Annotated in this window: 14 protein-coding genes and 1 tRNA gene; 9 read left to right on the forward strand and 6 right to left on the reverse strand. The window is 64.2% G+C overall.

All coding sequences use genetic code 11. The features are described 5' to 3' along the window. Positions 1-100: 100 nt before the first annotated feature. Positions 101-190 (reverse strand) — tRNA-Ser (locus ACVJ19_RS11920). A gap of 232 nt (positions 191-422) precedes the next feature. On the opposite strand from ACVJ19_RS11920, the gene ACVJ19_RS11925 reads away from it, so the two are divergent. Continuing rightward, positions 423-1,286, forward strand: coding sequence for an alpha/beta fold hydrolase (locus ACVJ19_RS11925; protein WP_453948967.1), 864 nt, complete (start codon positions 423-425; stop codon positions 1,284-1,286). A gap of 177 nt (positions 1,287-1,463) precedes the next feature. Here the strand turns inward: ACVJ19_RS11925 and ACVJ19_RS11930 are convergent, their stop codons facing one another. Together ACVJ19_RS11930 and ACVJ19_RS11935 are read right to left on the reverse strand one after the other, a co-directional pair. Beyond that, positions 1,464-2,624: an ROK family protein gene (locus ACVJ19_RS11930; RefSeq protein WP_453948966.1), complete on the reverse strand. Its 1,161-nt coding sequence runs from the start codon at positions 2,622-2,624 to the stop codon at positions 1,464-1,466. Between the two features lie 33 nt (positions 2,625-2,657). Further along, positions 2,658-2,969, reverse strand: coding sequence for a hypothetical protein (locus tag ACVJ19_RS11935; protein WP_453948965.1), 312 nt, complete (start codon positions 2,967-2,969; stop codon positions 2,658-2,660). Here ACVJ19_RS11935 and rplU point away from each other — a divergent pair. The 3 genes from rplU (at position 2,956) to ACVJ19_RS11950 (ending at position 4,458) form a co-directional block, all read left to right on the forward strand. After that, positions 2,956-3,342 carry a 50S ribosomal protein L21 gene (gene rplU, locus ACVJ19_RS11940; RefSeq protein WP_453948964.1) on the forward strand — a complete coding sequence of 129 codons (387 nt, stop codon included), beginning with the start codon at positions 2,956-2,958 and terminating at the stop codon, positions 3,340-3,342. The two genes, ACVJ19_RS11935 and rplU, sit on opposite strands and share 14 nt — an antisense overlap. 102 nt (positions 3,343-3,444) lie before the next feature. After that, positions 3,445-3,714 carry a 50S ribosomal protein L27 gene (gene rpmA / locus ACVJ19_RS11945; RefSeq protein ID WP_018643862.1) on the forward strand — a complete coding sequence of 90 codons (270 nt, stop codon included), beginning with the start codon at positions 3,445-3,447 and terminating at the stop codon, positions 3,712-3,714. A 150-nt stretch (positions 3,715-3,864) separates the two neighbouring features. Further along, complete coding sequence (locus ACVJ19_RS11950) at positions 3,865-4,458, forward strand: GNAT family N-acetyltransferase (protein ID WP_453948963.1); 594 nt, start codon at positions 3,865-3,867, stop codon at positions 4,456-4,458. A gap of 202 nt (positions 4,459-4,660) precedes the next feature. Here ACVJ19_RS11950 and ACVJ19_RS11955 read toward each other — a convergent pair whose 3' ends face one another. Then, positions 4,661-5,575 (reverse strand): DMT family transporter, encoded by a 915-nt coding sequence (locus ACVJ19_RS11955; protein ID WP_453948962.1) that lies wholly within the window; start codon positions 5,573-5,575, stop codon positions 4,661-4,663. 259 nt (positions 5,576-5,834) lie between these two features. Here ACVJ19_RS11955 and ACVJ19_RS11960 point away from each other — a divergent pair, with 259 nt between their 5' ends. From ACVJ19_RS11960 to obgE, 3 genes are all read left to right on the forward strand, one after another. After that, positions 5,835-6,314, forward strand: a complete 480-nt coding sequence (locus ACVJ19_RS11960; RefSeq protein ID WP_453948961.1) for a MaoC family dehydratase — start codon at positions 5,835-5,837, stop codon at positions 6,312-6,314. Positions 6,315-6,411: 97 nt separating this feature from the next. Further along, positions 6,412-7,128, forward strand: a complete 717-nt coding sequence (locus ACVJ19_RS11965) for an ATP-dependent Clp protease adaptor ClpS (RefSeq protein WP_453948960.1) — start codon at positions 6,412-6,414, stop codon at positions 7,126-7,128. A gap of 109 nt (positions 7,129-7,237) precedes the next feature. Then, positions 7,238-8,278, forward strand: a complete 1,041-nt coding sequence (gene obgE / locus ACVJ19_RS11970; RefSeq protein ID WP_453948959.1) for a GTPase ObgE — start codon at positions 7,238-7,240, stop codon at positions 8,276-8,278. Positions 8,279-8,579: 301 nt separating this feature from the next. Here obgE and ACVJ19_RS11975 read toward each other — a convergent pair whose 3' ends face one another. After that, positions 8,580-9,620 carry an IS110 family RNA-guided transposase gene (locus ACVJ19_RS11975; protein ID WP_453948475.1) on the reverse strand — a complete coding sequence of 347 codons (1,041 nt, stop codon included), beginning with the start codon at positions 9,618-9,620 and terminating at the stop codon, positions 8,580-8,582. Positions 9,621-9,894: 274 nt separating this feature from the next. Here ACVJ19_RS11975 and ACVJ19_RS11980 point away from each other — a divergent pair, with 274 nt between their 5' ends. Beyond that, positions 9,895-11,529, forward strand: coding sequence for an alkaline phosphatase family protein (locus ACVJ19_RS11980; protein WP_453948958.1), 1,635 nt, complete (start codon positions 9,895-9,897; stop codon positions 11,527-11,529). Between the two features lie 166 nt (positions 11,530-11,695). On the opposite strand, the gene ACVJ19_RS11985 is transcribed toward ACVJ19_RS11980, so the two are convergent. Continuing rightward, positions 11,696-12,661, reverse strand: coding sequence for a Bug family tripartite tricarboxylate transporter substrate binding protein (locus tag ACVJ19_RS11985; RefSeq protein WP_453948957.1), 966 nt, complete (start codon positions 12,659-12,661; stop codon positions 11,696-11,698). Positions 12,662-12,845: 184 nt separating this feature from the next. Here ACVJ19_RS11985 and proB point away from each other — a divergent pair, with 184 nt between their 5' ends. Further along, entirely contained in the window at positions 12,846-13,967 is a 1,122-nt protein-coding gene (gene proB / locus ACVJ19_RS11990; protein WP_453955106.1) for a glutamate 5-kinase, read from the forward strand. The last annotated feature ends 129 nt before the right edge of the window (positions 13,968-14,096 follow it).

Consider the following 14,096-nt stretch of genomic DNA (forward strand, 5'->3'; position numbering starts at 1 on the left):
GCCTTGGTCACAGCTTTGGTGCTGCTAAAGGATTAGCAGTAGCCCGATGCTGCGTGGAATGGCGGCGCTTCAAGCCACTTCGTAGGGGGAATCGAGGTCATGGCGGAGAGGGAGGGATTCGAACCCCCGATAGGCTTGCACCTATGCCGCATTTCGAGTGCGGTGCATTCAACCACTCTGCCACCTCTCCTGAAGGCGCCATATAGGAGCTGCGGCCCCTGTGGTTGGGGGCGTTAATAGGCGAGGATGGCGGGCCAGACAAGGCGCGAAAGGGGAAAATCCGCTGCCTCTTTCACCCCCCGTGCCGCAGCCCCGCCCCGAAGGATCGGCACGGGGCTCCAGATTCTTGTTTTGACGCGTTTTCTTGACGCGAACCGGTGTCCACTTCGCTCGAAAACGCTCTGCCTGTCGGAGGAACCGCGATGGAGCATCTGACGATCAGGGCCAATGGTGCAAATTTCCACCTGATTCGCGCCGGACGGGGCAAACCGCTGCTTTTGCTGCATGGATGGCCGGAATTCTGGCTGACCTGGGAGCCGGTGATATCCAGGCTGGCGGACCGCTTCACCCTGATCGCGCCCGATCTGCGCGGCTTCGGCGACAGCGACAAGCCTGACGGGCCTTACGGTCCGGACGGCCATGCCGCCGACATGCTGGCGCTGATGGACGGGCTCGGCATCGACCGATTCGGCCTGGTCGGGCACGATGTCGGCGGCGCCGTGATGCAGCCGCTGGCGCGGCAGGCGGCGAAGCGGCTCGCCGGACTCTTCTTCTTCGATTTCGTCTATCCCGGCATCGGGCCGCGCATGGCGGCGCCGGATAGGCTCAATCACATCTGGTACCAGTCCTTCCAGCAGATGGAGATGGCGCCGGCGCTGGTCGGTGCGAGCCGCGAGAGCTGCCGGCTCTATATCGGCCACTTCCTCAAGGGCTGGGCGCACCGGAAGAACGCGTTCGACGACGTCCTCGACGCTTTCGCCGACAACTACTTCAAGGAAGGCAATCTCGCCGGCGGCTTTGCGCATTATCGGGCCTCGCATGCCGGGCGGGTCGCGATGATGAAGGGCGAAGCACCACAGCTCCCGCCGATCATTGTGCCGACCTGCGTGCGCTGGGCCGAGCACGATCCACTGTTTCCCTTTGCCTGGACCGATCGCCTCGGCGAGACCTTCAGCACGCTCGATCTTGCGATGTTTCCCGGCGTCGGCCACTTCCCGCATCGGGAATATCCCGATCGCGCGGCCGCGGAGATCGCGACGTTCTTTCAGCGTATCGGCTGGAGCTGAGACATCGGAAAAACGGGGTGGGACCGCCAGACGCGGTAAACACTGGCGGTCCCGTGCCGCTCATTGCAATGCTGGCCGTGAAGGGCGGCTTCGCCGGCCAGGTGAGGCGACGATTCGACCCTAGCGTGCAGCCCGCGCCCCGCAACGCAATCCGGTCCTTAACCTAACCGATCAAGGTTACTCCTTGCCGTTCTTGTTGTTGTCCTTATTGTTTTCCTTATTGTTTTCTTTGGCCTTTTTCTTGCCGTTCTCCGTAGAGTCCCGGTCCTTGCCATTCTCCTTGCGGCGGTTGGTGAAGCGGGCATTGCCGAGCCCGGTGCCGATGGTGAGCACGCCCCAGCGCTCGACATCCTGCATGAACGGCACCTCGGAGAGGCCCTGAACCACGCCGTCATTGTGCATCAGGATCGCGGTGTCGTGCCCGCCGATCTCGGGGATGCCCTCGATCAGGCTTGCCGGCAGGTTGAACTTGCTGCTCTCCCAATTGCCCGGCAGATTCTGCGCGCCCTTCTCGATCGAGCCGTCCGCGTTGATCACGCCGGGGCAGGCGATGCCGATGAAAGGCGCGAGCTTGAAACCGTCGGTCTCGGCCTCCGCAATAAGCCCCTTCAGCATCTTGATGAGCCGCTTCACCGCGCCCTCGCGCGTCGGCTCGTCGTCGGCATGACGCCACAGCTCGGCCTTCACGACCTTGGCCTTCGACAGGTCGTTGGCCTTCTTCCAGTTGGTCTCGACCAGGCCGCAACGGATGTTGGTGCCGCCGATGTCGACCGCGAGGATGCTGTCATGGGCCTCGAAGATCCAGGATGGCGCCAGGTGCAGCGCGCCGAGCAGGCCGGCTTCATCGGGGTGATGGCGGATCGGCTGCAGGTCGATCCTGAAGTCCTCGGATTTCAGGATGATCTCGGTGCGGGCGATCGCGAGCTCGCCGAGCCTGGAATCGCGAAAGCCGCCGCCGACCACGATGCGCTCGGTCTTGGCCCAGGCCTTGGTCTTGAGGAAGCGCCTGGTGACGTAAGCGAGCTCCTGGGCAAAATCCTCGATCGCGCTGTGCACCACCGCGGAGGCCTCGGTGTCGTCGCCGATCAGGATCGCGTCCAGCGTCTTCTTGCTGATGTTTTCCGACGGCTCCTTGCCGAACGGATCTTCGCCGGTCTTGCGCAGCGGCTTGCGCCAGCGGTCGAGGATGTCGCGGAAGGCGCCCTTGCTGGCGCGGTCGCCGAGGAAGCCGTCCTCGTCCTTGATCTCGATGTTGAAGCTGTCGATGTCCACCGACGGCAGTCGCTCGGCGCCGTGATGGGCGATCCCCGTCGTCTTGACCAGTTCATCGGTTGCCATGGGAGCCCTTGCCCGCCTACCTGTTCCGGCGGACTAACGGCGGGGGAACCGGTTTGTTGCAAAGCCGGGCGAGATTCGACGGAAGACCGGCAGCGCGGCCAAATCCTTCAAATCCAGGCCGTTTTCGGTGGTTTTCCTTGACTTGCGGCGGTTGGCCGCTATAAGTCCCACAGCTGGCGCGGGGCGTTTCTCGCGCCACTTGTTTTTGCGTGGGTTTTCAATGGGATAACTCCCACCCGCACAAAACGCAGATAAACCCATAGCGACTGACAAAAAGCCGACCCGGACGATGCTCGTCCCGAGGCCGGGATTGAACACGGAGAAAAAAACGATGTTCGCAGTCATCAAAACCGGCGGCAAGCAATACCGCGTCGTGCCGGATGATGTTCTCGAAGTTGGCAAGATCGAAGGCGAAGTCGGCTCGATCGTGCAGTTGAATGAAGTTCTGGTGCTCGGCGGCGACACGCCGGTGCTGGGCGTTCCGACGGTGGCCGGCGCCTCCGTTGCGGTCGAGGTGCTCGACCACAAGCGCGGCCCCAAGGTCATCGCGTTCAAGAAGCGCCGCCGCAAGAACTCGCGCCGCAAGCGCGGCTATCGCGACGAGATCACGGTCCTCCGCATCTCCGAGATCCTGGCGGACGGCGCCAAGCCCACCAAGGGCCCGCGTCCGAAGAAGGAGAAGGTGGCGAAGGAGCCGGCAACGGAAGCCGCCGAATAACGGGATGTGATCACGCCAATTCACGAATTGATGCGTGAGAAATCGTGAAATGATTCCGTCAAGGAATTGATCTAGAAATACGCAGGATTTCGGAGACGAGCCATGGCTCACAAAAAAGCAGGCGGTTCATCGCGTAACGGACGCGATTCGAAGGGCAAGCGCCTCGGCATCAAGGCGTTTGGCGGGGAGATCGTCACTCCCGGCAACATCATTGCGCGTCAGCGCGGCACCACCTGGCATCCCGGCCTTAATGTCGGCATGGGCACGGACCACACTTTGTTCGCCAAGGTTGAAGGTCGTGTTGCGTTCCAGGCTAAAGCCAATGGCCGCACCTTCGTATCGGTGCTCCCGATCGCAGAGGCGGCTGAATAGACGGTGGATCAAATTGGAATCCGCCGGGTCCTACCAAACCGGCGGAGTCCAGAGATCAAGAGATCGAAGGCTCCAAGGGGAGGCGGGAAACCGGCCTCCCCTTTTCTTTGACTTGCTCACTTTGACTTAGTGACTTTCACGGAGCCGGACATGTTGCAGGATTTCTCGAGCGCGACCTTGCGGGAGGCGAGACCTGATGTCGTCGCCACCGAGCGGCTGACGTTGCGGCGGCCGACCCTCGCCGACGTCAGGACCATCGCCCGGCTCGCCAACGACCGCCGTGTCGCCGAGAACACGCGCCGCCTGCCGCATCCCTATTCGCAGGACGACGCCGTCGAGTTCGTCCGCGCCACCTCCGAGCTCGGTAGCGAGACCGTGTTCCTGATCGAGCACGACAGCGGCCCGGTCGGCATGGTCGGGATCGACTGCTCGACATCAGGCAATGCCGAGCTCGGCTACTGGCTCGGCGTCGAGCATTGGGGCCAGGGCTTCGCCACCGAAGCTGCGCGCGGCGCGATCGACTTCTTCTTCGAGGAGTACGAGGACGACCATCTCCATGCCGGCGCCCGCGTCACCAACCCGGCCTCGCGCAAGGTGCTGGAGAAGTGCGGCTTCCAGTGGAGCGGCGTCCAGCTGCACCGCTTCCTGGCGCTGGGCTCCTCCACGCCGGTCGACTGCTTCCGCTTGTCGCGCGGCGTGTGGGCGTCGCTGAAGAGCTGGAGCAGCGCGAGGCGAGTGAGGTAGGCCCAACTCCTACCGCGTGTCGTCCTGGCGAAAGCCAGGACCCATTACCCCGACTGCTGGCGATGCGAAGACTCCCACTCCGAGTCTTCGCCAAACTACTCCCTGTGGGTATGGGTCCCGGATCTGCGCTTCGCTCCAGACAACGCTACGCGTTGTCTGGGCTACGCTTGTCCGGGACGACGGCGAAATTAGTCGGCTGCGTTCACGCCGGCGGATTCACTTCCGCGCTCTCTCGCCCCAGATCGCGCTCACGCAGATAGATGTAGAATCCCGCGCCGATGATGATCGCCGCGCCGACGATCGTCGCGATCGAGGGGACATCGCCGAACACGACGAAACCGAAGATCACGGCCCAGACGATCATCGAATATTGATACGGCACCACGACGCTGGCCGGCGCCAGCTTGAGCGAGCGGTTGACGCAGAACAGCGCGGTCACCGAGATGAGCCCGGCCATCGCGAAGATCACGAGGCTGCCAGGGGTCGGCGGCACCCAGTGGAACGCCGACAGCACCGCGCCCAGCGAGAACGTGCCGATGAATTGCGAGGACGCCATCACGATGTCCGGCGTCTTGCGCAGGCTGCGCGTGATCAGCATCAAGGTTGCGAAGGACAGACTGCCGCCGAGCGCGATCAGCGCCGGCAGGCTGACGGTCTGCGCCGACGGCCGCAGCGCGATCAGGACGCCGCAGAAGCCGATCAGGATCGCGGTCCAGCGCCGCCAGCCGACCTTCTCGCCCAGAAAGATCGCCGACATCGCGGTGACGAAGATGGGCCCGGCGAGATAATAGGTGATGACGTCGGCGAGCGGCAGATAGACCGTGGCGAGGAAGAAGGCGGCAACCTCGAGCGTCGAGAGCACGACGCGAAACAGCTGCAGGCCCGGCCGCTCCAGATGCAGGAACTGGCGGCGCTGCTTCCAGATCAGCGGCGACAGCAAGAGCAGCGCCGCGCAGGCGCGCAGGAATAGCAGCTGCCCCACCGAATAAGTCCCGACCAGGAACTTGCCCATGGCATCGCCGAACGAGAACATGAAGATCGACAGCACCATGAGTCCGATGCCGGCCAGGCGCGCGGAGCGGTCGTCATAGGCGGAGAGATTCTTGAAGAAGGGCATTGAAACGAGTCTGGATCTGAGAGCTCGTCATTGCGAGCGCAGCGAAGCAATCCAGAGTCTTTCCGCGGCGACAGTCTGGATTGCTTCGCTGCGCTCGCAATGACGGGGAGAGAGCATCAGGAATCGGCGAATAGTGTCGCTTACGGTCGTTTTAATGACGTGAGCCGCAGGGACAAGCCCGCCACGCTGAATTGAACGGATTGTCGCACTCTTCGCATCGCGGTAGCGATAGAGGCCGCACCGAGAAAAGAGCATGGACATGACCGATTTCGATCCGACCCAGCATCGCATGATCCCCACGCAACGCTGGTTTGAGGATTTCGTGGTCGGCGAGCGCTTCGTGCTGCCGAGCCGCACCCAGACGTCGGCGGTGTTCGCTGCATTCCAGACCGCGAGCGGCGACACCCATCCCGTGCACTACGATGTGGAATATTGCCGCAGCCGCGGCATGCCGCATCTGCTCGCCCACGGCTTCCAGACCCTGATCCACACCGCGCCCGGCGCCGGCCTGTTTCCGTTCATGGTCGAGGACTCCCTGGTCGGCTTCCTCGAGCAATCGAGCCGGTTCCTCAAACCCGTCTACGCCGACGACACCATCTATCCCGCGCTGGAGGTCACCGAGCTGGTGCCGGGACGCACCACCGGCGTGGTGACGCTGCGGAGCACCGTGTTCAACCAGCGCAAGGAGCTGGTGCTGGAGGGCATGCAGAAATTCCTGATCCGGCGCCGGCCGGGCTAGCGGAGCCGTCTCGCGCGAGCGGAGCAAGCCGGGCAGCGTGAACCACGGCGAAGAAAGTGCCGACAAACCCCGTGCACGCTCCACATGACGGCCCGCAATGGCATTGCTTCCGCCCTGCTCCGAGACATTCAAGCATTCACTCCAGCGCGCGACGTCGGCCGCTCGGGCCCGAGGCCGCACGCATCCCGGCCCGCAGGATTTGCTGATTGCGTTGATCGAGGACGACGACGCATCGCCGGTGATGCAGGCCTGCGGCATCGACCCGACGCGCTTGCGGCGGGATATCGAGGCCGCAGGCGCGACGGAGCCGACGACGGGCCTGGGTCACGTGCTTCAGCTGGCCTTCAACGAGGCACAGCTGTCGGAACGGACGGTCGTGACCGGCGCCGACATGCTGGTCGAACTGTTCGCCGAACCGGTCGGTCGCTTCCTTTCGGCACAGGGGGCAACCCGCTACGATGCCCTGGTTTATCTGAGCCATGGCATCGCCAGGGGCGCTACGGCGGATGACGAAGCTAACAGCAGCGAGGCGGCTTATCTCGAGGTCGTTCTGCTCAATGACCCCTATACGCCGGCGGAGTTCGTGACCTTCGTTCTCGAGAACGTCTTCGGAATGAGCCGCGAGCGCGCCACCGCGATCGTGTTTTCCACCCATGCGCGCAAGCGCGGCTCCTGCGGGATCTTTCCCCGCACCGAGGCGGCGGCCTTTCGCGACAAAATCCAAAACCTTGCGGCGGCCCGTCAGCACCCACTTCGCTGCGTCCTGCTGCCGGCCGGCGATGCGCCGGCCCAGGACCGGCCGTCGCCAAATTGAGGCAAGAGCGCGATCAGGAGTTAAGCAAGCACCAAAATTTGCCGAATTTCCTGGTTTTCACGGACAAGTTCGGGTTGCCGCTTCCCCGCCCCTGGCCTACCTATGGCCCATGAAATTCCTCGACGAAGCAAAGGTCTATATCCGCTCCGGTGACGGCGGGAACGGCTGCGTGGCGTTCCGCCGCGAGAAGTTCATCGAATTCGGCGGTCCCTCCGGCGGCAATGGCGGTCGCGGCGGCAATGTCATCCTCGAGGTCGCCGACGGGCTCAACACGCTGATCGACTACCGCTACCAGCAGCACTTCAAGGCCCAGAAGGGCGAGAACGGCATGGGCTCGGACCGTCACGGCGCCAACGGCAAGAACATCGTGCTGAAGGTCCCCGTCGGCACGCAGATCTTCGACGAGGATCGCGAGACGCTGATCCACGACTTCACCAAGGTCGGTGAAAAATTCGTGCTGGCCGAGGGCGGCAATGGCGGCTTCGGCAATGCGCACTTCAAGTCGTCGACCAACCGCGCGCCGCGCAACGCCAATCCCGGCCAGCCCGGCGAAGAGCGCTGGATCTGGTTGCGGCTGAAACTCATTGCCGACGCCGGCCTCGTCGGCATGCCCAATGCAGGCAAGTCGACGTTCCTGTCCAAGGTCAGCGCGGCGCGGCCGAAGATCGCCGACTATCCCTTCACCACGCTGCATCCGCAGCTTGGCGTCGTGAACGCGGACGGCCGCGAGTTCGTGCTGGCGGACATTCCCGGCCTGATCGAAGGCGCGCATGAAGGCACCGGCCTCGGCGACCGCTTCCTCGGCCATGTCGAGCGCTGCCGCGTGCTGCTGCATCTGATCGACGCAACAACCGAGCATGCCGGCAAGGCCTACAAGACGGTGCGCAAGGAGCTCGATGCCTATGGCGGGCAGCTCACCGACAAGATCGAGATCGTCGCACTGAACAAGATCGACGCGGTCGAGCCGGATGAGCTGAAGAAGCAGAAAGACCGCCTGAAGCGCGCCGCCAAGAAAACGCCGCTGTTGATCTCCGGCGCGACCGGCCAGGGCGTGAAGGAAGCGTTGCGCGCGCTGGCGGATGTGATCGGCGAAAGCCCGGTCTCCGCCAAGGCCAAGAGCGCGGCGGAAGCGGAGCCGTGGTCGGCTTAGGCTATCTCCCCACGGTCGTCCCGGCGAAGGCCGGGACCCATATGTGGACGGCCCCCGTGGCACAAGAGGCTTGGCGGTCTGATCGGATCGCTTGCATCCATATGTCCGGCCTGTTGGTGCGGTTGATTTGAACCGCTGGCCAAGATGGTTTCCGCGACGCGAGCTCCAATCAACCACGCGACCTGGGTTCGGCCGATGGGTCCCACGGGATGTCTCGCACCTCGGATCGATCGATCCTACCATCTACTCCTCTTGCAGCTCCGGCTCGGCCGGTCGGGCGAACCCGATCGGCTGATCTGTCTTAGGCGGCAGCCGCGGATGCAGCCCGCATCCGAGCGCCGTCGTATCTCTCCCCCGTCACCATCAGCTTCCAGGCGATGCGGGCATTCTTGTTGGCGAGCGCCACGGCTGCGAGCTTGGGCGGCTTGCGCTTGAGCAGGGCCAACAGCCAAGGTGACGGATGACCGCGGCCGCACATGGCCTGCTTGATCACGGCGGTCGCTCCCGCCACCAGGACGCTGCGCAGCCGCTCGTCTCCAGCACGGGTGATCTTGCCGAGACGGGTTTTGCCGGCAGTGGAATGGTCTTTCGGAGACAGCCCAATCCAGGCCGCATAATGCCTTGCGGAGCTGAACGCGTGCGGATCCGGCGTCTTCATGATCAGCTCAGGCGCACCGATCGGCCCGATCCCTTGAATCTCTGCAAGGCGCCGGCTGTCCGGGTTGGCACGGTGCCAGGCCTTCAGCCTGGCTTCGATTGTCTTCAGTTCCTCCTGTAACTGCGCGTACTGGCGGCCCTGCTGCGCCAACAGATCGCGCGCCAGGTCCGGCACGCTTTCGTCTTGCGCGATCTGCGCCAACAGCGGCTCGACCTGGCTGAGCCCCTTGGCCGCCGTGATCCCGAACTCAGCCGCATAGCCGCGGATCATGTTGCTAAGCTGGGTGCGCCGGGCGATCATCTGCTCGCGCAAGCCCGTCAGCATCAACGCGGCCTGCTGCTCGGCACTCTTCACCAGCACGAACCGCATCGTCGGCCGGCTCATCGCCTCGCACAGGGCCTCAGCGTCGCGCCCGTCGTTCTTGTTGCGCTTGACATAGGGCTTCACGTGCTGTGGCGCCATCAACTTCACTTCGTGGCCCAGCTTGCCCAGCTCCCGCGCCCAGTAATGCGCCGCCCCGCAGGCCTCCATCCCCACCTGCGTCGCCGGCAGCTTGGCAAAAAACTCCAGCATCTGCTTGCGCGTCAGCCGCTTGCGCAGCACTGGCCGCTCCGCCGCGTCCACCCCATGCAGTTGAAAAATATGCTTCGACGTATCGATCCCAATTCGGATAATCTCGCTCACGGACGGCTCCCTTGTCTGAGATTTGCAACAACCTCATTCTGGCACACTGATGCCGTAGGGGGCCGTCCACCCCATCAACCACAGGGAGTGGTTTGGCGAAGACTCGTGGTTCGGAACTACGACCGCACGCAATCGATAGATCACGCGGTATGGGTCCCGGCCTTCGCCGGGACGACACTGATTGTGCGGCGGCGGCTGCGCGCATCACTGGCGGGTTGCCATCGCTGCCGCATTGTCGCAGCATCAAACAATCAAGAAACGGCAGGGATAACGCATGGCGCGCGCGAAGAACGTTCTCTGGATCATGTGCGACCAGCTTCGCTATGATTATCTCGGCTGCACCGGCCATCCCACGCTGAAGACGCCCAACATCGACGCCATGGCGAAGCGCGGCGTGCTCTTCACCAAGGCCTATGTGCAATCACCGATCTGCGGCCCGTCGCGGATGTCGTTCTACACCGGCCGCTACATGCGCTCGCACGGCTCGCACTGGAACGGCTGGCCATTGCGCGTCGGCGAGCCCACGCTCGGCGATCACCTCAACAAGATCGGCGTGCGCAACGTGCTGGTCGGCAAGACCCACATGGCGCCCGACCTCGAGGGCATGAAGGCGCTTGGCATTCCCCCGGAATCGATGATCGGCGTGCATGTCGCCGAATGCGGCTTCGAGCCCTATGAGCGCGACGACGGCCTGCATCCGACCGGACGGCCGCGCCCGAAATACGACGAGTATCTGCGCCAGCAGGGCTTTGAAGCCACCAATCCTTGGGAGCATTGGGCCAACTCCGGCGCGGCGGAGGATGGTTCGCTGCAGAACGGCTGGCTGCTGGTGCACGCCGACAAGGCCGCGCGCGTGCCCGAAGAACATTCCGAGACGCCCTACATGACGCGGCGCGCGATGGACTTCATCAGCGAGGCCGGGACCGACGGCCGGCCGTGGTGCCTGCATCTGTCCTACATCAAGCCGCACTGGCCCTATATCGCGCCCGAGCCCTACGCCAGCATGTACTCGACGGACGACATGATTCCGGTGATCCGCTCCGAGCGCGAGCGGCAGAATCCGCATCCGGTGTTCGGTGCCTATATGGACATGCGCTACTCCCGCAACATGGCGCGCGACGATGCCCGTGAGAAGGTGATCCCGACCTATATGGGCCTGATCACGCAGATCGACGACCAGATGGGCGTGCTGATGAAGTTTCTGGAGGCGCGCGGCCTGCTCGACACCACCATGATCGTGTTCACCTCCGATCACGGCGATTATCTCGGCGATCACTGGATGGGCGAGAAGGACCTGTTCCACGAACAATCCGCGAAAATTCCGCTGATCATCATCGATCCCTCCAGGGAAGCTGACGCCACGCGTGGCACGCGCAGCGACGCGCTGGTGGAGGGAATCGATCTTGCCCCGACCTTCGTCGATTATTTCGGCGGCAAGGTGCCGGGCCACATCCTCGAAGGGCGCTCGCTGCTTCCGCTGCTACGCGGCGAGAGGCCGTCAGATTGGCGCAAGGTGGCGTTCTCCGAATACGACTACGCCATGCAGGACGTGCGGCTGAAACTGAACCAGCCGATCGAACGCTGCCGCCTGTTCATGGTGTTCGACGGCCGCTGGAAATACATCCATGCTTCCAGCTTCCGTCCCATGCTGTACGACCTCGAAACCGACCCGGAAGAGTTTCTGGATCGCGGCGACGATCCCGAATGCGCCGGCGTCATCGCGCGGTTGCAGGCCGAGTTGTTCGACTGGGCGCTGCATCCCAACGACCACATCACCACGCCGCGCGAAAAGATCGCGGCCTATGCGGATAACCAGCTTCAGGTGAAGGGCGGCGTGCTGATCGGTATCTGGGATGAAAAAGAGCTCGCCGCGATCAAGGACGGCATCGCCCAGCGCGCGAAGCTCTAAGACCCTCATGGTGAGGAGGCGCGTAAGCGCCGTCTAGCGGACGATGCTTCGCATCGCCGCGAGAACCATGCAGGCCGCGCTGCTACAGCCGGGCCTTTCATCCTTCGAGACGCGCGCAAGAGCGCGCTCCTCAGGATGAGGGGATAGAGTGGGGCGCGGTGTCCGTTTAATTCTCGATCTTGTATCCCGTCGCCTTCACGATCGGCTGCCAGAACGCCGTATTGGCAGCCAGCTCCTTGGACAATCCCTCCGCATTGCTGCCGACCGGGATCAACCCGATCGCGGTGAGCTTCTCCTTCACCTCCGGCTTGGCGAGTGCCGCGCTCGCGGCTGCGCCGAGCTTGCCCGCGAATTCCGGCGGACTGGCGGCGGGGAGCCACATGCCGTACCAGGCGTCCGCAACGAGATCGATGCCGCTCTCCTTCAACGTCGGGACATCAGGCGCGAAGGGCGAACGTTCCGCGCTCGAGACCGCGATGATCTTCACGCCCTTGGCACGATGCTGCGGCAATGCATCCGCCAATGTCGTGATGCCGAACGAGATATGGCCGCCGACGAGATCGTTGAGGATCGGCGCGCTACCCCGATAGGGCACGCGGGTCAGGGGAATGCCAAAATCCTTCTCGAGCCTGGAGCCCATGAAATGCGGGATGGTGCCGTTGCTCGGCACGCCAAACGAGGTCTTGTCCGGATGCGCCTTGAGCCAGGCGACAAATCCCTTGAAATCCGCAGCATCGATCCCCGGACCAATGACGACGGCGAATTCGAACCGCGCCAGCAGCGACACCGGCATGAAATCCTTGGCCGTGTCGAAGCTCGGCGTCGCCTCCACCATGGGCAGCAGATACATGGTGGGCCCCGTCGTCACCAGCACCATGCTGCCGTCGGGACTCGCGCCCTTCACCGCCTTGATGCCGATCAGGCCGTCGCCGCCGGTGCGGTTTTCGACCACGATGGTCCGCTGCAGCACCGGGGCCATCTCCTGCGCAATCAGCCGGCACAGTGTGTCGCCGCCCGCCCCCGCCGCAAACGGGAAGATGATTTTTGAGAGCCCGGCCTGCGCTTGCACGCCATCCGCTTGCGCGAGGAGCGGCAGGCCCAGACATCCGGCCATGAACTTGCGGCGATCCATTCGTTTCTTCTCCAGCCCATTGTTGCCGGCGGCAATTAGAGCCGGGCGGGCGTCCCGGACAAGGCCGATGTTCGCCGTTTACCATGCCGGCCGCCTTGCGCCGGCCATCGTCCTGCGCCAAAAGCAGGGCTCATCGGCGCCGCCCATCGCTCCGCCGTTTCCCGAGCAATTCTTCACACGCGTCATGGCCAGCCCCGAACTCAGTCAATTCCGCCGCATCGTCGTCAAGGTCGGCTCCGCGCTGCTGGTCGATTCCGACAGGGGCGAGGTGCGGGCGTCCTGGCTCGCCGCGCTCGCCGACGACATGGCCAAGCTGCACAAGGAAGGACGCGACGTCCTCGTCGTCTCCTCGGGCTCGATCGCGCTCGGCCGCAGCCGGCTCAAATTGCCGCGCGGCCCGTTGAAGCTGGAAGAGAGCCAGGCCGCCGCCGCCGTCGGCCAGATCGCGCTGGCACGGATCTGGTCGGAGGTGCTCGGGGCGCACGGCATCGATGCCGGCCAGATCCTGGTCACGCTCCAGGACACCGAGGAGCGCCGCCGCTATCTCAATGCCCGCTCCACCATCGGCAAGCTGCTGGAGTGGCGCGCGATCCCCGTGATCAACGAGAACGACACGGTCGCCACCACCGAGATCCGCTATGGCGACAATGACCGCCTCGCCGCGCGCGTCGCCACCATGGCGAGCGCCGATTTGCTGGTGCTGCTGTCCGACATCGACGGGCTCTACGACGCCCCGCCGAAGAACAACCCGAACGCAAAGCTCATTCCCGTCGTCGACAGCATCTCCTCGGAGATCGAGGCGGTGGCGGGTGATGCCGAGTCCGAGCTGTCGCGCGGCGGCATGCGCACCAAGGTCGAGGCGGCCAAGATCGCCACCACCGGCGGCACCCACATGCTGATCGCCTCCGGCAAGATCGAGCATCCGCTGCAGGCGATCGCCGATGGCGGCCGCTGCACCTGGTTCCTGACGCCCGCCAATCCCATCACGTCGCGCAAGCGCTGGATCGCGGGCACGCTGGAGCCGAAAGGCACGCTGACGATCGACGCCGGCGCGGTGACCGCGCTGCGCGCCGGCGCCAGCCTGCTGCCGGCCGGCGTGATCAAGGTCGAGGGCCAGTTCGCCCGCGGCGATGCCGTAATCGTGCGCGGCCCCGACACCAGCGAGATCGGCCGCGGCCTGATCGCTTACGACGCCGACGATGCCGAGCGCATCAAGGGCCGCTCCTCGCCGGACGTGATGGCCATCCTCGGCATCAGCGGCCGCGCCGAGATGATCCACCGCGACGATCTGGTGGTGGGCGGGTAACCCCTTTGCTCCGTCATTTCGGGGCGGTGCGCTAGCACCGAACCCGGAATCTCGAGATTCCCCGGTGCGCAATTGCGCACCTGAGGTCTGGTCCTTCGGACCATCCCGGAATGACGGCGCAGGTGGTGC

This window comes from Bradyrhizobium sp. USDA 376 (assembly GCF_054063675.1).